Here is an 18,481-nt window from a genome sequence, read left to right as displayed (position 1 = left end):
TGATCAGCGGGTAACAGTGGCGCGAATCATGGACTTTTTCCACCCTTTACTAGCGCAACTAGCCGAACGGACAGGTATCGCTAAGTGGTGCGAGGTTGAGGCCATAGAAGACATCGCGGTGACGGCAGAAGACAGTTCACTGCTGGCGGGAGAGTTGTGTACTGTGGTTTCGCGTTTAAAGTTGTAAGGCAAAGAGTACGCAAACCAAACGGTTCAAAACATCAGGGTCTTTTTTTTCCCGCGCAGAACAGTGATCATCGCCCTCCCCCAAAACCGCAGGAACCAAAACCATGGAATTGACGCTGGAAGCGGTTGCGCTTTATGCACTGAAGCTGGTGCACGAGACGGACGGCGGCAGCCCGGTTTTGCGCGATGATCCGGTGATGGAAGCGTACGACCGCGAGGTGTTTGGGTTGTTGGTGCGCCAGGGGGATTTGGCGGGGATTCAGGTGAAGCTTGATGAGTGCATTGCACAAGCATTGATTGCCTTAGGCGGTACCGACACGGTACTGGGGCGAGAACTGCAAAAACTATCCGCTGATGTTCAAGGCGTCTCTCACCTTGATGAACTGTCCTTGCCACTCAGCCTACTTAAGGACTACCTCAAAGACATCCAGTGAATCGGCGATCAGCATACTGGCCAAATACACCATCAAGATCGCAACACCCGCGTCCAACCAACGCCAGACTGCCGGCGTTCGAAACAACCCCGTCAACCGCTAACAGCCCAGCGCCAGCACCACGAACCATATAAGCGATGCCGTCATGGCGCCCGCGGCAAACAGTGCTTGCTGGCTTGCCGGTTTCGCAGCACCAATGGAACCGATCAGCACCACCGTATCAAGCCATGCGTAGGGGTTGGCGAACCCCAGCACTACCGCCGTGCGCAACAACCCCCGTTGCGAGTTCCCGCCGTGGGTGTCCGGCATCGATTGATCACGCAGGCAAGCCAATAGGCGCTGAGCACCGAACCAGAGCAAGTACGCCGCGCCGGAGAGTAGCAACAGCGCTACCAATGTTGGACGACGCTCTAAAATCGAACCTAACCCAGTGATGCCGAGAGCGATCAGCAGGACGTCGGCCACTATGCAAATTGCGACCACGCCCCAGACGGGACCACGGCTGACACCTTGGCGGATTACCAAGGTGTCTTTGGGGCCGGGGGCGGCGAACAAACCCATACCTAAAAGCAAGCCTTCGAGGTAGAGCGCACTGAAGTAGGGAGCCATGGAGTGTCCGTGCCCGAGGAGATAGTTACAGGAGTTGAATAGGTTGATTACCGAAGCCGATGTGACGGGCGTTTACGGAACGACTCAAATCGATTCTCTGCCTGCGGAAAAAGCTGGTCAGCACTTGCTCAGGATTCGGGTTAACAAAATAAATCAACGAGCTTCTGTCCACCGGCTTCTGAGGTGCGAGGACCGCGTGATAAGCCGCAGGAATTGCGTGATCGGACAGCTCAGTGAGTAAAGACCCTGCCAGCACCGCAATCTCATTCTCCAAAAGACGCACCGGCTCAAGCGAGAGCCCCTTCACCAACACCAGCCCTTCGCGGCTAGGCTTGATAAGCGACAGCATGTGACCATCTTCATGGGGGTCCTGGACGAACCGCCGCTCAATGCTTGCAGCCTGAGCACGATAAACACACAACTGCACGTAGGACGCCGAGCGAAAAGGGGCAAGTGGAGATACTCCAAACTCGCTGCATATACCGTCCATCAACTCTTGAGCCAACTCGCTGACCTGGCGCTCAAAAATTTCTACAGCCGCAAAAAAATCGCTCCGAGTAAATTCAAAACCATTTCTTTTCGACGCATGCGCCTGCCAATAACAGAATCGCTCACAGAGGTCAGGATGTTCCTCAACACTTGAGTATTCGGCACCGAAAGGGAAAAAACCGTCAGTGTCCTGGCTGAAAGAAAATGACGCTTTGGTGGCATGGGATATTGCTGAGTATCCATCAACAATTTGTTTGTAGTCCTGCAGCATGGCTTCCGGTAATTGCAAAGTGCCGAAACCTGATCGAGCAATGGAAGCGCAGCACGTCTTTAATTGAGTCATCGCTATATCCAAAGGTAGACGTAAAGGAATACAACAAACACTAGGTTCGCAAGCATGCGAGAAACTACGACACTGGATATAGCCAACCAGAAAGCGACCAATCCATGTCCTTCACAACATCACCAGCAGGTCGCAAGTGTGCATTGCGTGTTACCCGCAACGGTGGTCAGGTTGTCTTTTTTGGCGAACAACGTGTGGGCCTTTCCAAGCACTAGGGATAGCAATCGAATATGAGCATACGAACTCGCGACACCCTCCGCTCCCTCGTTGTACGACGCAGTCGAGAGTTGGGTAAATCCATGACCACCCTGGCCAGGGAGCCGCAATTTCCAGAACCTATCTGTACGGCTTGGCCAGCGGCGTATCTCAAGATCCCTCGGTTCGCACCCTGATCAAACTCGCCAAGGCGCTTCAGGTTTCACCGCTGCTACTGTTTCGCTATTTTGCCGACCTGACTGGCGCACCCGTCGATGCTTATTCAACTGCAGCCACGAACCGCGCCATCGGTCTACTCGACCCCGGTGACATCGCCGTATTCAATGCAGACGTCACCACCCCCGATCAAACCGTGGTAATGCCCAGTGAGACTTTTCATAAGACCTGGGAAATCCAGAACCTCGGCACACGTCCATGGCGTGGACGAAGATTGGTGCGCGTTGACGGTGAGTACGTCATCGCACGGCGCACCGCCATGGGCGCGCCATTGGAAGTCGTCATGGACACGCATCTGCGCAGCCTTAACAACGAAATCCTCATCGCAGAAACACTGCCTGGCCAACCCGTGCATATCACGATGGAATTCGCCGCGCCCAAGGAAACCTGCGCAGTCACTTCCATCTGGCGGATCGAGGATGAACATGGGCAACCGTGCTACGGCCCTGAGTTCATTTTGCATGTGATCGTAAACGTGATGACGCGCTGAGCTACTTGCGCCCTTCCACCACCATCCGCACCGCCAACCCCGTCAACACCGACCCCATCAGCCAACGCTGTACCACCTGCCAGCCCGGCCGGGTGACGAAAAATACGGCGATGGAGCCCGCCAGGGTGGCTATCACCGCATTCACGCTCACGCTGATAAGAATCTGCGTGAAGCCCAGCACCAGAGATTGCATCAGCACACTGCCATGGCCGTTCGGGTCGATGAACTGGGGCAACAGCGATAGATACATCACCGCAACCTTGGGGTTCAGCAGGTTGGTCACCAGGCCCATGGTGAACAGTTTGCGCGGGCTGTCCTGGGGCAGGCTGTGCACCTGGAACGGCGAACGGCCACCCGGCTTGAGCGCCTGCCAGGCCAGATAGGCCAGGTACAGCGCCCCGCCAAACCGCAGCGCGTCGTAGGCAAAGGGCACCGCCATCACCAACGCGGTAATCCCCAAGGCCGCGCACAACATATAAACCAGAAACCCCAACGCCACGCCGCCCAGGGAAATAAACCCGGCGACGCGCCCCTGGCAGATCGACCGTGAGATGAGGTAAATCATGTTCGGGCCGGGCGTCAGCACCATGCCCAGGGATATCAGCGCATAGGCAAGCCAGCTGGACAGTTCGGGCATGATTTGGCTCCTGCAACGCTGTAAGGTTGGACGCCATGGTAGGGCGTTCAAACCGCGCGCGTCAGATACAGATCCGCGCGCAAAACGTCATACACCGAGCGCACCATTCACCCGAGGGCAGGCACATGATTGATTTCAACAACAAAGGCTTCTTCAAGCTCAAACAGAACAACGAATACGCCGAACGCGTGGCGGCATTGCTGCTCGATGGCGAGGAAGTGGTGGATGCGTACAAGGCCATGCGCGACGGCGTGGTGTTCACCACCCAGCGCATCATCGCGGTGAATGTGCAGGGAATTACCGGCAGCAAGAAGGATTTTACGTCGCTGCCGTACAAAAACATCGTGGCGTATTCGGTGGAGACGTCGGGTACGTTCGATCTGGATTCGGAGCTGGAGATTTACTTTTCGTCGTTGGGCAAGGTGAAGTTTGAATTTACCGGAAAGACGTCGATTGTCGAGATTTCACGGTTGATTTCAAAGCATCTGCTGACTTGATCAGCGGACAAAAAGAGACCTCGGTGTGCCAAGGTCTTTTTTACTACCAACACGGTTCGGCTACTGCATCCCGATCAAAAAAATGTGGGTGCATTGGCTCAATGTCATAAGCAGCCAAGATATGCGATGGGAAGTCTTTCAAGTTGAACGTAACGATGACCTCCGCCTTACTACGAATCGCCGCCGCCAGTACGTGACGATCATCAGGATCGGGCAAATCCAGGCTCGAACATAACTCCTCATACCCTGTCACCAGCCCGTCGGGTATAGCCTTGTCCATCATCGTTGAAGTGTTATCCACTTGCTCCGAAGTAAGGTCGGGGCGATTTTTTAGCACATTGCGCTTCCACTCTTCATGGATCTGGCTGGTCCATCGCGCTCGATACAGACCAGACAATCCCAGCCACATCAACAGATCCCGGAGTGCTGCCGGGTGAAGAACACAAGCATCGTATACCGCAGTGAACGGCGAACACCTCATAGGTCATACCCCATGCCTAACTCCTGAGCCTGCCGTACCAACGCCTCCATCGCCTCTTGGCTTTCTGCATCGCGCTGCTGTTTAAACGCCATCAAATCTGAAAACCGGATACGCCGATGGCGACCCGTCTTCGTAAAAGGAATGGCGCCTTCTTCCAGCATCTTCACCAGGTGCGGGCGTGAAACGTTAAGCAGGTCGGCAGCTTCCTGGGAGGTCAACTCAGCATGGACGGGTACAACCTTGACGGCATTGCCCAGCGCCAGCTCACCCAAAATATCAACCAGCAGACGTAGCGCGGATGTGGGGAGTACAAGGGAGTGGGGTTTGTCTTCTTTGTCGAAGATATCGATGCGTTGAGTGTCGAATTTGGTCGACAGCAATGAGGCCAATTCGCGCTGGCCCTGAACGGCGGCTTCGACTTCCTTTTCCAGCGGAGGAATTGTTTTAGGGAGGTGCGGGGTGATCATGATGCTGCTCCGTCGTCACGTAGTTCAATTGAGCTCAAGCTAAACGAAACAAACGAAAATCGCAATATTCGAAACCCGCTGAAGTTACTGTCTACTTTTCCCACACTCCCCATCGAACACTGCCAATTCCAGCCCCGTGATATCCCCCCGTAGGCTCACTCCCTCGCACAAGGAAGTGAGCCGGTCATGTCAGAACGTTCTTATCCACCGACTGAAGAAGCGCTACGCAGACAGCGAATCCTGACACCGCAACCGTCGCGGGCCCCCTATTCGCCGGCGATTGATCTATACGAACCCTCCCCTGCCCCAGCCCCCACGCCGGCAAAACCTGTCGGCTGCGTCTTTATCAAGCCCTGCCAATTGCCGGACGGCTTCACCCGCTACGCAGACCCCACCGGTTATGTCCCGCTGGAGTTGGTCAAGGAGTACGCCCATTTCAGCCTGCTGGGTGGGCGCGAACTGGACGGCCGAGGCGCGGTGGCCTTGCGCAGGATCGGCGGCAGCGCGTTGCCCGCCGGCTTGGGGCAGTTGGCGTTGCGCTCTGCAGTGTGGGAATCGGCGGCGACTGCCGTCGGGTCTGTCGCCGGTGGCCTGTTGGCCGGTTTGGTGGCGCTGGCCTGGCCGTCTGAGATGGGTGATAGCGCGCTCTACAGTGAGGAGCAGTTGCGCTCGATGGCGCGGGCGCGGTCGCAGATGCGTTTGCATGTAGAACAACGCGAGGACGGTACGCTCAAGGGGTATGGCTTTTACACCGGCAACCATCCGAGTTGGCAGATGATCGATGTGGTGCAGTTCCAAGCCCGCGACGAGCAGTTTGTGGCGGATTTGGGTGAGGGAGTCGAGTTGATCTGGACGCCTGCGGTTGATCCCAGTGACACGCTGGGAATTCCAGCCTTGGAGGCTGCGCCGCAAGCGCCGGTGATCTGGATTTACCCGCCGACGGAGAAGGCCGCGCAGATTCTGGTGAATCCGGTTTATCCGCCGGAGTACCGGGATTTTATTCTGGTGTTCCCGGTGGGGTCGGGGGTTCGGCCGCTGTATCTGGTGGTAAATGAGACTCGCAAGGGCTCGAAAAATCCAGATTATGGTTACTACCCGGCGCCCAAGACCGAGGACATTACTGGCTTCCCTGGTTTGATAGAACAGAAGAGAAAGACGCGAAAACGCAACGGTGGCGGGCTTCGGGAGCGCTGGAAGGATGCGAAAGGAAAGAGACTTTTTGAGTGGGATTCAGAACAAGGTGAGCTGGAAGTCTACCGATACAGTGATGTGAAACATCTAGGGTCATTTGATCCCTATACCGGCGAGCGGCGGGGGCCGGCGAAAGATGAAAGACGTATAGAAAAGTAAGTGGAGCGTTCTCTATGGCAATGAAACTACGGCTGCAATGGTTCAACAAACAAACAGAAAATTTGGAGGCAGCTGAATACTCAGCAGACTTTGAGGAAGACGACAGCATTCTTAACAAACTCGATTTACACGAGGAACCGCAAATTTATTCTGGAGGGTTTGATGTTCTCCCAAGCTGGATAGCGATTCTTCAGCCACATTTCCGGCGGGTGATAGAGCCAGATATTTTCGACTTCCAGATTTCTTTTCACTATCAAGGCGCCTGGCCAACGCCCCCGAAGCAGTCGAACAAGGAATCGTGATGCAATGAGACCTACCCTGCAAAAGCCTCTCCTCTACCGCTCCTTCAACTCTAGAACCCACGGTGTGCGTCACGGCAGCTGTCGCGCTTATCGGTATGAACGGAACACAAAAAGTGAAAGAAACACCTTGGCAAATCGAGGTTCCATGCACAGTCACCTACGACACGGCTTTGATTACTCACCGCTATTTCGGTTTCTCCTGTCCAAAGTCGGCCACCCATGGAGCAAGGTTTTCAGCGAAGCCAACGCCCGCCTGGATCGTCCGGAGCCGGTGTTCTGGATGGTTGCGCTGCATGAAAGCGACAAGGAGGAGTATGTGAGAACGGATGAAAACAGCTATTACAGCGGCTTGTGGGTGGACGAGGCCGGCCTGTTACAGAAGGTCAACCCGCAATTGACGCCCGAGCTTATGGAACCCTTTTACGACTGCTGCACCCATACCTTCAACGGTGTGGTATTCGCACAGGCTTTACACAGGGTTGAGAACGTAGCGCCTGAAGGCTAGCCATACGCCGGCAACCGTTTACGCCATCACTCGTGCTGAAACGTCTCAAGATACGCCAATATATTTTCAATCTTCTCCGGATCACTGATGCCCCAGAAAATCATCCGCGTCCCTTTCACAACCGATTTCGGATCTTCAATGTAGGCCGCCAGTTTGTCCCGGGTCCAGACCACTCCCGAGGTCTTCATCGCCTCCGAATACTGATAGTCCGCCGTGGTACCGGCAGGTCGATCAATGATGCCGTTCAGTTGCGGCCCAAAACCGCCACGGGCGCCTTCGCCAATGCTGTGGCAACCGCCGCAGGTCTTGGCGAAGAGCTTGCCGCCCGCTTCCGCATCGCCGGCGGCGGCGGCCTGGCCGGTGGTCAGCATCAGGGCGAGGGTCAACAAGGCATACTTCATCGGACAGCTCCGCGTCGAGTGTTGATGCCAATTATGCCTGTTTACACAGCAACGCCCTCAGCCACGTTCCTGCACATCGCCAAACGACCACCCATCGTTTAAAAAACATCCAATCGAACCTATGCCCGCAGCTTCCACTCAACCCTACTGAACCCTGATGGTGGAGTAAGGATCATGGCTCGGCCATCGATTTTAGTATTGGAAGACGACGAAATCATTCGGGCGTTAATGGTGGATGTGCTGGAGGACTTCGGCGCGTCGGTGACGTCGTTCCCTTCGGCGGACGACGGGATGATTTATCTGGAACGGGGCGATGACCCCGTGGACCTGATTGTCAGCGATATTCAAATGCCGGGTTTGCTCAATGGCTTTGACTTGAGCAAGGTGGTGGCGCACCGCTGGCCGACGGTGCAGGTGGTGCTGACGTCCGGCAACGCCCATCTGGCGGCACAATTGGGCGGCTCGGTGCGATTCCTGCCCAAGCCCTGGAGTACCCAGCATCTGATTGACTGCGTGCAAACAGCGCTGAATCAGCAGGGTTTGGCTATGCATTGATAGCGTCGCGATATCACCTTGAGCGAACTTCCCGGTGAAACCATCGGTCCATTAATGACGCAAGGAGCGACATTTCTGATCCGTTAGTCAGCCTTTTCGCCTTGCGCGTTTAGTTACTGACTGCGAGTTGTGTAGAATCGTCGCCCTTTTCCGCGCGTCACTCATGGCCGAGAGGCCCACAGTTCGAGCTTACTGAATGCATTCTCAGGCCCATGACGTCGATGCGCCCCCACTGCTGGAAGCGTTGCGCACAGGCACGGCCTTGCTGCATACCGCGCTGGAAAAACGCCTGCCGTTTTTCTCCGATCGCCTTGATGCGCAGGGGTACCGGCATCTGCTGCAGGCGTACTTCGGGTTTTATCAGCCTATGGAGGCTGCACTGTACGGCAGCGGCTTGATTCCCGAAGGGCTTGATACCGCAATGCGTGTGAAAACACCGATACTGGTCAGTGACCTCCACGCGCTGGGCCTGGATGATCAGGCCATCGACACCCTGCCCCATTGCACGCAACTGCCAACGCTCGACACCCCCGCCGCCTGCCTCGGTGCTCTGTATGTACTGGAGGGTGCGACGCTGGGTGGCCAGGTGCTTCGTCGTGAAATGGCTCAGCGCCTGGGCGTCAATGCCGACAACGGCGGCGCCTTTCTCGACATCTACGGGGTAGAGACCGGGCGGCGCTGGAAAGACTTTCTTGTTTATCTGGGCGACCAGCCGTTGGACGCGCCCGCAAAACAATGCGCCGTGAACGCCGCCCGCTCGACATTCAGCTGCTTTGAGCAATGGCTCGACAGCCAGGAGGTACTGCTATGAAAACCGAAGATTTTGAAGAGCTGCTTGCCAACTGTGCCAACGAGCCCATCCGCTTTCCCGGGGCGATCCAGCCCCACGGTGCGCTGCTGACCCTGTCGGAGCCCGGCCTGAATATCATCCAGGTCAGCGCCAACGTCGGCACCTTGTTCGGCCATGCGCCCGAAACGCTGCTCGGTCAGCCGCTGCACAGCGTGATCGGCACCGAACACGCCCAGGCCGTGCAGGTCATGGCCCGGACCAATACCTTCTTCGACATGCCACCGTTGCACGTCACCCTCAACGGTGCGGATTTCGAAGGCTTGCTGCACCGCCACCAGGACGTGCTGGTGCTGGAGTTCGAGCCGCGGCTCAAGGACTTTCGCCCGCGCGCGTTAAACGGCCGCACCAGTAACCTGGGCAAGATGCTGCAACGTTTGCAGGCGGCGAAAACCCTGCAGGCGCTGTACGAAATCAGCGTAAATGAAATTCAGGCCATGACCGGTTACGACCGCGTGCTGATCTACCGTTTCGAAGACGAAGGCCATGGCCAGGTGATCGCCGAAGCGTCGGCGCCGTCCATGGAGCTTTTCAACGGGCTGTTCTTCCCTGCGTCCGACATCCCGGAGCAGGCTCGCGAGCTGTATCGCACCAACTGGCTACGGATTATTCCCAATGCGGCCTACGAGCCAGTCCCGTTGGTGCCCAGGCTGCGGCCAGATAACGGCGAACCGCTGGATTTGAGCTTTGCCACCCTGCGCAGTGTGTCGCCGATCCACTGCCAGTACATGCAGAACATGGGCGTGCTGTCATCCATGAGCATCTCGCTGATGGACAGCGATAAGCTCTGGGGCCTGATCAGTTGCGGCAATCGGGAACCCCTGCTGGTACCCAACGAGTTACGCACCGCCTGCCAGACCATCGGCCAGGTGCTGTCGTTGCAGATCAGCGCCATGGAAGCCCTGGAACTGAGCCGTCAGCGCGAGGAAAAACTTCAGGCACTGGCGCTGCTTGATCAAGCGATGAAGGCCTCGGAGGACAATGTGTTCGATGGCCTGGCCCAACAGGGCCAGTTGCTGATGGACCTGACGCGGGCAGGCGGCGTGGCGATCATTGATAACAAACAATTGCACCGCTACGGTAACTGCCCGGAACCGGCGCAGATCCGTGCGCTGCACAAATGGCTGCAGGAACGCGACGAACCGGTGTTCGCCAGCCACAATCTGGTTTCGTCATACCCCCCGGCCGCCGAGTTCCAGGCACTGGCCAGCGGCGTCCTGGCCATGCAACTGCCCAAGCCTGTGGACAATGGTGTGCTGTGGTTCCGCCCGGAAGTCAAAGAGAACATCAACTGGAGCGGCGATCCGCAAAAGCCGCTGGACCTGGAAAACTCCGACGCCGGCCTGCGCCTTCGTCCCCGCACGTCATTTGAAATCTGGAAGGTCGAAATGGCCGGCATCTCCACCAAGTGGAGCCATGGCGACCTGTTCGCCGCCAATGACCTGCGCCGCTCGGCCCTGGAAAACGACCTGGCCCGCCAGGTGCTGCGTGAACAACAAGCCGTGCGGGCGCGTGAAGAGCTGGTGGCGGTGGTGTCCCATGACCTGCGCAACCCCATGACCGTGATTTCCATGCTCTGCGGCATGCTGCAAAAGGCTTTCAGCTCCGACGGCCCTCATACGTCACGGCGGATTTCCTCGGCCATCGATACCATGCAGCAGGCGGCCGGGCGCATGAATGTGCTATTGGAAGACTTGCTCGACACGTCGAAAATCGATGCGGGGCGGTATGTGGTCAAGCCGGTGGCGCTGGATGTCAGCCAGATGTTCGAAGAGGCCTACTCCTTGCTCGCACCGCTGGCATCGGAGAAAGGCATTGACCTGTCGTTCAACGCCGAGCCCGGCCTGCTGATCAACGCCGACCCGGAGCGCCTGTTCCAGGTCCTGTCGAACCTGATCGGCAATGCCATCAAGTTCACCCCACGCCAGGGCAATATCGGCATCAGTGCCATGAGCAATGGCGAAGAAATCGTGTTCTCGGTGCGTGACTCGGGCGAAGGCATAGCGCCGGAACAATTGCCCCATGTGTTTGACCGCTACTGGACGCAGACCGAAAACAACCCCACCGGCAGCGGCCTGGGACTGTACATCACCCAGGGCATCGTCCAGGCCCATGGCGGCAAGATCGTTGCCGAAAGTGAGGTGGGCCGAGGGAGTGAGTTCCGGTTTACGGTACCCAAGATGATTGAAGATTCGTACACCTGATGCGGTAGAGCATGGGCGGGACCCTTTCTAAAAAACGCTCGTCAGTTGCAGTCATATCTTGCAGCAACGCGTTTATAGCGGCCCTTGCGGGCCGCTATTAAGGTAGGCCTTGCTTCGCTCCGATAGGCGAAGTCATCCTCTACTCATAGAAGGAAACATCCATGGTCAGCGGAATCAATCATTCACTGAGCAGCTTTCAATACCCACCTCTGCAGCAGGATGATGCAGGGCCCCAACGCACGAAGCGCAGCATCGACTCCACCGCCACGCAACAAAATGCCTTCGAGCCTGAAGGCATGGCGGCCAATGACCGACGCAAAACCAAGGGCGGTGGGCTGGACAGCCTGGGTCGAGGCAACGTTCTCTAACCGGGCGCGTACGAGGGGCCGTGTACGGCCCTTCGTACCCCCCGATAACAAAACCATGACATTCACTCGCTTAAACTCACCGGTTCAATCCAGCCCCGGACCACTGCCTGCATGCCGCATTCCGACACACTGCCCGCCGTTCTGGCGGGCCCTCTGCTGCGACGCCTCGAAGCTCGGCGCCTGGTGTTGTGGCTGGTAGGAAGTCGAGCACTGGAACTGACGCTGAAGCTGCATCTGCCCGAGCAGACACTGGAGATTATCCTTGACTGCAACGTCGTACCCGTCGGGCGTCACGCATTTATTCACTTGATCGATGTGTCACTGGACGAAGCGCTGCCGCTGGACGTGGCGATCGGCTACGACCTGGTTTTCGCCGATACTGGCATCGCCGAGTGGGCACCGCACCTCCTGTACGCCGACCACCAATACCCCAGTTTCGTCCTGCATAGCCGTATCCATCAGTTGGTGCACGGCTCATGCCGCAAACCCCATCACAGTGCCAACGACGGTTTGCTGTGCGTCGACCGTCTGCTGGCCGACGCCCAAACCCCGGTCGAACGTCCGGCCTTGCTGATGATGAGCGGCGATCAGGTTTACGCCGACGATGTCGCCGGGCCGATGCTGCGTGCGATTCATGGGCTGATTGCACGGCTGGGCCTGGTCGATGAATACCTCGAAGGCGCCGTGGTCGATGACAGCGCAAGCCTCTACCGGCATCCCGCCAGTTATTATCACCGTGCCGACTTGCTGCCGGCACTGGACAGCAATGAGACGTTGCGCGAACGCTTCTTTGGTGGCGTGAAAAAGCCGATTTTCACCAGCAGCACCGCCGATAATCATCTGGTGACCTTTGCCGAAGTCATCGCGATGTACCTGCTGGTGTGGTCACCCACGCCCTGGACGCTGATCACGCTTCAAAGCCCGCCCCTGAGCCTGGAACGACAGCAGCGTTATGCCAGCGAAGAGCTCCGGGTCGAGGGATTCCGCGATGGGCTGCCGGGGGTCGCGCGAGTCTTCGCCCACCTGTCGACCTTGATGATCTTTGACGACCATGACATCACCGACGATTGGAACCTCAGCGCCCAATGGGAGGAAACCGCTTACGGCCACCCCTTCTCCAGACGCATCATCGGAAACGCCCTGCTGGCCTACCTGCTATGCCAGGGCTGGGGCAATCAGCCCGATGCATTTGGCGAACTGGTGAGCCGAACCCAAGCGCTGACCCGTCAGACCCGGGCCAACCATCTGGACGCAGCCGCGCAGGACGAATTACTCGAAGCGCTGCGCAAATTCCAGCACTGGCACTACGTACTACCCACCAACCCCGCGCTGGTGGTGCTCGACACCCGCACCCGGCGCTGGCGCAGCGAGTTCACGCTCAAGCAACCCTCCGGCCTGCTGGATTGGGAAGCCTTGAGCGAGCTGCAGCAGGAACTGCTCGATCACCCTTCGGCTATCATCGTCTCGCCCGCGCCAATCTTTGGCGTGAAGCTGATAGAGACCGTGCAGAAAATCTTCAGTTGGTGCGGCCACCCCTTATTGGTCGACGCCGAAAACTGGATGGCCCATCGCGGCAGCGCCCAGGTGATTCTCAATATCTTCCGCCACTCCCGTACACCCGGTAATTACGTGATTCTGTCGGGGGACGTGCATTATTCGTTTGTCTACGAAGTGCTGATTCGCCACCGCAATGCGGGTCCCAGGATCTGGCAGATCACCAGCAGCGGCATCAAGAACGAGTTCCCGCCGCGTCTGCTGGAATGGTTCGACCGTCTCAACCGCTGGCTCTACTCCCCGCGCTCACCGCTCAACTGGTTTACCCGGCGCCGTACCATGCAGGTGGTGCCGCATATCCCGGAACATGCCGAGGCTGGCGAGCGCTTATGGAATTGCGCGGGAATCGGTCAGGTGTTTTTCAACGAAAAGGGCCAACCTGAAGCGATTTTTCAGCACAACGCGAATGGCAAGCCGCGTACGAAAATGACCGCGCCACGCCCCTGAAACAATACATCTGCCCTATTCAAAGCACACCGGCCGCGTTGTACAGTAGCGCCAGCCACGGAGTATCGGCGTCAACCACAGCTGGCCTCGGGAGCCAGTTCACGCAGGAAGCGCGTAAATGGACGATACAACCGGCAGTGAAATACCGCGCAATGACTTTTCCGACCTCAGCGCCGACCTGTTGCATGCCATCATGGAATTGGTCAGCGACGGTATCTGGGACTGGAATGCCAATACCGGCTTCGTCTACCGCAATCCCGGTTGGTACGAAATGCTGGGTTACTCGCGCCACTCCCTGGAAAACAGCGTATTCACCTGGGAGAACCTGATCCATCCTGAGGATTACCCCCGGGTGATGAGCGGATTTGATGACTATATCTGCCAACGCGCGCCCCAATACCGGGCCGAATACCGCTGCCGCAAGCGCGACGGCAGCTACCTCTGGATCGAAGACCGGGGCTACGTCATCGCGCGCAATCCCGATAACTCGGTCGCGCGCATGGTGGGTGCGCACCGCGATATTCATACACGCAAATGCTCCATGGAACGCCTTCAACAGCGTAACCAGTCGCTTGAAGCGCTGGTGGTGGAGCGCACCCTTGAATTGTCGCGCGTCAATCAGCAGCTGCAACTGCAATTGGACGAAAACCGATCCCTGGCCGAACGGGATGCCTTGACCCGCATCGCCAACCGTTATCGCCTGGAAAAAGTATTGCTCGAACAGTGCAGCCGCGCCGAACGTTTTCGCCTGCCACTGGCGCTGGTGGCCATGGATATCGATGACTTCAAGCCGATCAATGACCGACATGGCCATGCCGTAGGCGATCAGACGCTGATACGGGTGGTTGAAGGCCTGGAAGCGTGCGTGCGTGCGGATGACGTGCTGGCGCGCTGGGGCGGTGATGAATTCATGCTGGTCTTGCCCAACAGTACCCTGGAGACGGCCAGGGAACTGGCCGAACGGGTGCGTCATAAAATCCAGGAAATGCCCGCCGTGGGTGGCGCCAGGATAACCCTGAGCCTGGGCGTGGTGGAGCGTCAGCTCGGTGAGTCACCGGCAGCCCTGATGACCCGCGCCGATCAGGCGCTGTATCGGTCCAAGGCGGCGGGGAAGAATGGTGTGTCGGAATAAAACCGGCGACCTGAGCGGGCTCACCTTCGATGAGTTGCCTTGACCTGACTCCCCTGCCCCCTGAAAATGCGCGACGCTTTTTTGTCTCTCCCCGTTTACTGAAGTAGTGAAATTTCAATGTCCGATTCGTACACCGCTGAATCCGCCGAAGCCTCCGTAACCGCCTTGCACGCCAAAGCCGAGTACGAGAACGCCATCAATCTTTCACAGCATGTGCCAGCGGCCAAGATCATCAGCGAAATGGTGCTGGATGCGTTTCATACCTCCAAGGAAAGCGACCAGATCCGCGAATTGCGCCTGGCCATCCGTCAGGCCCATGACGCCTTTGACGATGACAAGGCGTACGAGCTGATGGGCCGGCTCAAGCAATTGAAGGACGCCGAAGCGGCCGATAACGCCGCCTTGGAAGACTTGAGCAGCAAGTTCTCGATCAGCCGCATCCTGTCCAGCTTCAAGGATGACCCCGAGTTCCAGGAACTGGTCTATGGCCTGGCCCTCAAGGTGCTGAACCAGTCGCACCAGGCCATCAGCAACCCGAGCGCCGGCAAGGGCAAGGCCGCGCGTGCCAAGAAAGAAGCCGAGGTGTTTGTGATCAGCAAGGAGGGTACCAGTGTCACCCTGCCACTGCGCACGCCGCGCTCCAAACTCAACGTCGACCGTGAAGCATTCGAATTCCTGGGGTTCAACTTTGTCGGTGAGGGCGATGAAGCCGAGCCGGAAGTGGAAAGCTTTGTCGATAACGCCGGCACTGAACAGCCGCTGAGCCGCAAGAACGTGATTGCGGCCCTGCAACAGCAGACAGCCTTTGATGGCTACAGCATCGTCCAGCAGTAATCCATTGCCGGTCACACAGCAGGACTGAAGTTGGGGACGGGGCAAGTCCTGATGCAGGTCAGTTAGCGCAGATCCCCTGTGGGAGGGGCGGTGCTCCGTTCCCACCTTTTGTCTGCGGTTCAGCCGACACCCACGATCTGCGTGGCGAACACCTGACGAAACCGCTCCATCTCCTGCCGGTTACCCACTGTCACCCGCACCCACTGCGGCCAGTTGCTCCATACCCGCCCCACCAGCACGTTCTGTGCAGCCAGCCGCTCGATTACCTGCTCTGCGGGTTGCTTGACGTCGATCATGAAGCAGTTGCTCTGCGAGGCCGTGCACCTGAACCCTCGGTCCTTGAGCCACGCGATAGTCTCATCACGCACGGTGGCATTGAGCGCCTTGCGCTGGCCCAGCAGCTTGACGTCCTCCAGGCTGGCATGGGCACCCAGCAGACTGGCACCCGCCGGCACATTGTCACCGCCGAACACCGCCAGTTGCTCCAGCAATGCCGGGTGGCCGATTGCCAGGCCCAGGCGCGCACCGGCCATGCCGTAGATTTTCGAGAACGTGCGCAGTACCAGCAGGTCGTCGTGGTCGCTGGTCCAGCTCACGCAACTGGGGGCATCGCAGAAATCGATATAGGCTTCGTCCACCACCAGCACGCTGCCTTTGGGTTTGTTGGCCAGCGCCTGACGGATGGCCTCGGTTGGCGTCAGGGTACCGGTCGGGTTGTTGGGGTTGCACAGGTACAGCATGCCGGCCTGGGGATCAGCCGCGAGCATGGCCGGTACATCATGGGCATGCGCGGCATCGAGGTTCACTTCGCGCACCGGTGCCTGGTTCGACGCGGCCGCCTGGCGCGGCACTTCGTAGGACGGCGTGGCCATCACCAGGCCACGGGTTGGACTGGTGAACGCCAACACGGCATAGCGCAGGGCGGCCATGGAGCCGGTAAACACGGCCACGCGCTCTTCGGTAATACCTTGCTGCCGGGCGAACAGCGCAGCCAACGCGTACATGTGCGGGTAAGGATAACGTCCTGCTGCCGCACTGCCCCGCCCCATCGCCTCAAGCGCCGCCGTTGACGGCCCGTAGGGGCTTTCGTTGTAGTTGAGCAATACGGTGTCAGAGGTCACCGGCGTGGGGTTGGCGACAGCCCAATCCAGGCGCCCCAGCACCGGCAAGGCCGCGCCCAGGGCGAGAAGAGATCGACGGCTGACGCTGACCATGGCAACTACTCCTTGTAGACGAACGATGATTCCTACGGGTCGTACAGAGAAGTATGACGAGGAAAACGCAGCCTGATTTAGCGCTTTATTGTTGAGCAACACACATGTAACACTCGCGATCGCGACGTTGAAAAGCCCCGTGGCAGGCTCTAGATCCACGGTTTCGCGAAGAAAAAATGGACGATCATGACTAAAGGGAACTGGTGAGCACGTGATGCACAGACGGGAAAAAACCGAGCACCTGAAGAGCAACATCAGGTACTTGATCAAAAGTCGCGGCGAAACCCAGCTTTCGTTAAGCAGCGCCGCCGGCCTGACCAGGACCACCATCTACAACATCCTCGAAGGCAAGGTCGCCAACGTACAACAGTCGACCCTGCGCAAAATCTCCGACTTCTTCGGCGTCTCCTACGAAGAAATCGAAACCATCAATTTTGAAGCCAAGGAAATCATCGAGAGCCATGCTTCACCCCTGGGCAACATGAACCCGGCGGCGGTGCCTGTGCTCAAGGAAAGCCAGGTCATGCAGCACCTGGGCAAGCGCATCGGTGAGCTGTCCACGCTGTTCCCGCTGACTTACTACTTCGGCCTGTCCTGCAACTTGATCGGCGTACTGCTGGAGCACGCCATTACCGGTCTCAATGAGCCAGGGGACCTGCTGATCGTTCAAAAAGGCGCGTGCAGCGACGACAAGGAAAAGCTGGTGTACGACCGCGCCACCCAAAAGCTCTTCATTACCCTTGAACCCTGTGCGAACTCGGATCGCCTGTGTGTCATCGGCGATATCTTCGAGGAGCGTTTCAATGAGCAGGCTTGAAGTACCGGGTGAAAATAGTAAATACAAGCTGCTGGGGTTTGAAAATGACAAGCGCCTGGCGGTGATCATGGTGATCGCCACGGGCAAGGTCATCAGGATCAAGCTCAGTGAAGTGCTCAACAGCGAAATGATGGACAACTTCAACAGGATGGAAATCAAGAACCTCTACAAGAAGTTCTATTCACAAGGCGGTGCGCTCACGGCCTACGACATGAACGACCGCAATGAAAACTCATGGATGATCTACATCATCCTGAATCTGCTGCTGTTCACGTTTTATATCTTTACCAGTATCGCCGCGACCAAACCGATCTACCTGGAGTCGATGGGCATCATCGTGACGCCGGGCACGTTCCTGTATCCCCTGACCTTTCTGATCGTGGACCTGCTGAACGAAAACTTCGGGCTGCGCCTGGCACGCCGAGCGATCCTGTTTGCGTTTGCCAGTAACGCGATGATCATCATCCTGCTCTACGGCTCGACCTTCCTGCCGGGGCTGCCGGGCTGGAAACTGGATGGACCGTACACCGACGTGATCCTGCAAGTCTCGTCGGTGCTGATCGCCTCGTCGGTGTCCTTCCTGGTGTCGGAGAACATCAACTCTTATCTGCTGTGCAAAATCAAGGAACTGACCAACTCCAGGTACCTGTACCTGCGGATTTTCCTCAGTACGTTCTTTGCGGTCATTATCGACAGCTTCCTGTTCTGCTTTATCGCTTTCTATGGCGTGATGCAGACCAGCGACATCCTGAGCATGATCTATGTGCAGATCGCGATCAAAGTCGGCTTTGCGTTCTTCAATATCCTGCCGGCGTATGGGGCGCGGTCGTTGTTCAAGCGCTATCTGACCAGTGCCAACGCCTGACCATTGGCTGATGGATAACTT

General features: G+C 57.6%; 21 protein-coding genes and 1 pseudogene. 15 read left to right on the top strand and 7 right to left on the bottom strand.

Translation table 11 applies throughout. The features are described 5' to 3' along the window. Positions 1 to 290: 290 nt before the first annotated feature. Positions 291 to 620, top strand: coding sequence for a hypothetical protein (locus J1G34_RS16865; RefSeq protein ID WP_065892385.1), 330 nt, complete (start codon positions 291 to 293; stop codon positions 618 to 620). Between the two features lie 99 nt (positions 621 to 719). Here the strand turns inward: J1G34_RS16865 and J1G34_RS16860 are convergent, their stop codons facing one another. Together J1G34_RS16860 and J1G34_RS16855 are read right to left on the bottom strand one after the other, a co-directional pair. Continuing rightward, positions 720 to 1,229 carry a LysE/ArgO family amino acid transporter gene (locus tag J1G34_RS16860; RefSeq protein ID WP_262411834.1) on the bottom strand — a complete coding sequence of 170 codons (510 nt, stop codon included), beginning with the start codon at positions 1,227 to 1,229 and terminating at the stop codon, positions 720 to 722. A 25-nt stretch (positions 1,230 to 1,254) separates the two neighbouring features. Next, positions 1,255 to 2,061 (bottom strand): 2OG-Fe(II) oxygenase family protein, encoded by an 807-nt coding sequence (locus J1G34_RS16855; protein ID WP_065892387.1) that lies wholly within the window; start codon positions 2,059 to 2,061, stop codon positions 1,255 to 1,257. A gap of 349 nt (positions 2,062 to 2,410) precedes the next feature. Between J1G34_RS16855 and J1G34_RS16850 the strand changes: the two genes are divergently transcribed. Further along, a complete protein-coding gene (locus tag J1G34_RS16850) occupies positions 2,411 to 2,983 on the top strand; it encodes an NBR1-Ig-like domain-containing protein (protein ID WP_262411833.1) in 573 nt (190 codons plus the stop codon). Position 2,984: 1 nt separating this feature from the next. On the opposite strand, the gene J1G34_RS16845 is transcribed toward J1G34_RS16850, so the two are convergent. Next, the gene (locus J1G34_RS16845; RefSeq protein WP_122461319.1) at positions 2,985 to 3,620 is read right to left on the bottom strand and encodes a LysE family translocator; all 636 of its coding nucleotides are present in this window, start codon (positions 3,618 to 3,620) and stop codon (positions 2,985 to 2,987) included. 125 nt (positions 3,621 to 3,745) lie between these two features. On the opposite strand from J1G34_RS16845, the gene J1G34_RS16840 reads away from it, so the two are divergent. Then, the gene (locus J1G34_RS16840) at positions 3,746 to 4,117 is read left to right on the top strand and encodes a PH domain-containing protein (protein ID WP_065892390.1); all 372 of its coding nucleotides are present in this window, start codon (positions 3,746 to 3,748) and stop codon (positions 4,115 to 4,117) included. Positions 4,118 to 4,184: 67 nt separating this feature from the next. Here the strand turns inward: J1G34_RS16840 and J1G34_RS16835 are convergent. Both J1G34_RS16835 and J1G34_RS16830 read right to left on the bottom strand, forming a co-directional pair. Beyond that, positions 4,185 to 4,598, bottom strand: a pseudogene (locus tag J1G34_RS16835) (PIN domain-containing protein); the annotation flags it as partial. Further along, complete coding sequence (locus J1G34_RS16830) at positions 4,595 to 5,065, bottom strand: helix-turn-helix domain-containing protein (RefSeq protein ID WP_065892392.1); 471 nt, start codon at positions 5,063 to 5,065, stop codon at positions 4,595 to 4,597. The pseudogene J1G34_RS16835 and the gene J1G34_RS16830, both read right to left, overlap by 4 nt. Positions 5,066 to 5,251: 186 nt before the next feature. Here J1G34_RS16830 and J1G34_RS16825 point away from each other — a divergent pair, with 186 nt between their 5' ends. The 3 genes from J1G34_RS16825 to J1G34_RS16815 all read left to right on the top strand — a co-directional run bounded on the left by J1G34_RS16825 (position 5,252) and on the right by J1G34_RS16815 (position 7,222). Beyond that, positions 5,252 to 6,415: an S-type pyocin domain-containing protein gene (locus J1G34_RS16825; protein ID WP_222994381.1), complete on the top strand. Its 1,164-nt coding sequence runs from the start codon at positions 5,252 to 5,254 to the stop codon at positions 6,413 to 6,415. Positions 6,416 to 6,429: 14 nt separating this feature from the next. Next, complete coding sequence (locus J1G34_RS16820; RefSeq protein WP_222994380.1) at positions 6,430 to 6,717, top strand: colicin E3-like toxin immunity protein; 288 nt, start codon at positions 6,430 to 6,432, stop codon at positions 6,715 to 6,717. A gap of 145 nt (positions 6,718 to 6,862) precedes the next feature. Continuing rightward, positions 6,863 to 7,222 (top strand): hypothetical protein, encoded by a 360-nt coding sequence (locus tag J1G34_RS16815; protein ID WP_347709494.1) that lies wholly within the window; start codon positions 6,863 to 6,865, stop codon positions 7,220 to 7,222. Positions 7,223 to 7,248: 26 nt separating this feature from the next. Here the strand turns inward: J1G34_RS16815 and J1G34_RS16810 are convergent, their stop codons facing one another. Then, a complete protein-coding gene (locus J1G34_RS16810) occupies positions 7,249 to 7,623 on the bottom strand; it encodes a c-type cytochrome (RefSeq protein WP_065885091.1) in 375 nt (124 codons plus the stop codon). Between the two features lie 174 nt (positions 7,624 to 7,797). Between J1G34_RS16810 and J1G34_RS16805 the strand changes: the two genes are divergently transcribed. From J1G34_RS16805 to J1G34_RS16775, 7 genes are all read left to right on the top strand, one after another. Continuing rightward, positions 7,798 to 8,178 carry a response regulator gene (locus J1G34_RS16805; protein ID WP_065885090.1) on the top strand — a complete coding sequence of 127 codons (381 nt, stop codon included), beginning with the start codon at positions 7,798 to 7,800 and terminating at the stop codon, positions 8,176 to 8,178. Positions 8,179 to 8,374: 196 nt separating this feature from the next. Next, the gene (locus tag J1G34_RS16800; RefSeq protein WP_065898243.1) at positions 8,375 to 8,989 is read left to right on the top strand and encodes a biliverdin-producing heme oxygenase; all 615 of its coding nucleotides are present in this window, start codon (positions 8,375 to 8,377) and stop codon (positions 8,987 to 8,989) included. After that, positions 8,986 to 11,229, top strand: a complete 2,244-nt coding sequence (locus J1G34_RS16795) for an ATP-binding protein (RefSeq protein ID WP_222994379.1) — start codon at positions 8,986 to 8,988, stop codon at positions 11,227 to 11,229. Before J1G34_RS16800 ends, J1G34_RS16795 begins: the two co-directional genes overlap by 4 nt. A gap of 161 nt (positions 11,230 to 11,390) precedes the next feature. After that, the gene (locus J1G34_RS16790) at positions 11,391 to 11,597 is read left to right on the top strand and encodes a hypothetical protein (protein WP_065892396.1); all 207 of its coding nucleotides are present in this window, start codon (positions 11,391 to 11,393) and stop codon (positions 11,595 to 11,597) included. 111 nt (positions 11,598 to 11,708) lie between these two features. After that, entirely contained in the window at positions 11,709 to 13,598 is a 1,890-nt protein-coding gene (locus tag J1G34_RS16785; RefSeq protein ID WP_065892397.1) for an alkaline phosphatase D family protein, read from the top strand. A gap of 118 nt (positions 13,599 to 13,716) precedes the next feature. Further along, entirely contained in the window at positions 13,717 to 14,730 is a 1,014-nt protein-coding gene (locus J1G34_RS16780) for a diguanylate cyclase domain-containing protein (RefSeq protein ID WP_222994378.1), read from the top strand. A 117-nt stretch (positions 14,731 to 14,847) separates the two neighbouring features. After that, the gene (locus tag J1G34_RS16775; RefSeq protein ID WP_065892399.1) at positions 14,848 to 15,564 is read left to right on the top strand and encodes a hypothetical protein; all 717 of its coding nucleotides are present in this window, start codon (positions 14,848 to 14,850) and stop codon (positions 15,562 to 15,564) included. 119 nt (positions 15,565 to 15,683) lie between these two features. On the opposite strand, the gene ptaA is transcribed toward J1G34_RS16775, so the two are convergent. Beyond that, complete coding sequence (ptaA, locus tag J1G34_RS16770; RefSeq protein WP_222994377.1) at positions 15,684 to 16,778, bottom strand: pyoverdine biosynthesis transaminase PtaA; 1,095 nt, start codon at positions 16,776 to 16,778, stop codon at positions 15,684 to 15,686. A gap of 214 nt (positions 16,779 to 16,992) precedes the next feature. Between ptaA and J1G34_RS16765 the strand changes: the two genes are divergently transcribed. Then, on the top strand, positions 16,993 to 17,595 hold the full coding sequence (locus J1G34_RS16765) for a helix-turn-helix transcriptional regulator (RefSeq protein ID WP_065892401.1): 603 nt from the start codon (positions 16,993 to 16,995) through the stop codon (positions 17,593 to 17,595). After that, complete coding sequence (locus J1G34_RS16760; protein ID WP_122736641.1) at positions 17,582 to 18,460, top strand: queuosine precursor transporter; 879 nt, start codon at positions 17,582 to 17,584, stop codon at positions 18,458 to 18,460. Before J1G34_RS16765 ends, J1G34_RS16760 begins: the two co-directional genes overlap by 14 nt. Positions 18,461 to 18,481: the final 21 nt, after the last annotated feature.

The sequence above is a fragment of the Pseudomonas sp. Wu6 genome (assembly GCF_019891515.1).
GTDB lineage: Bacteria > Pseudomonadota > Gammaproteobacteria > Pseudomonadales > Pseudomonadaceae > Aquipseudomonas > Aquipseudomonas orientalis_A.
Note: the sequence above shows the minus strand (reverse complement) of the source record. Positions and strands in the feature narration are given on the sequence as shown.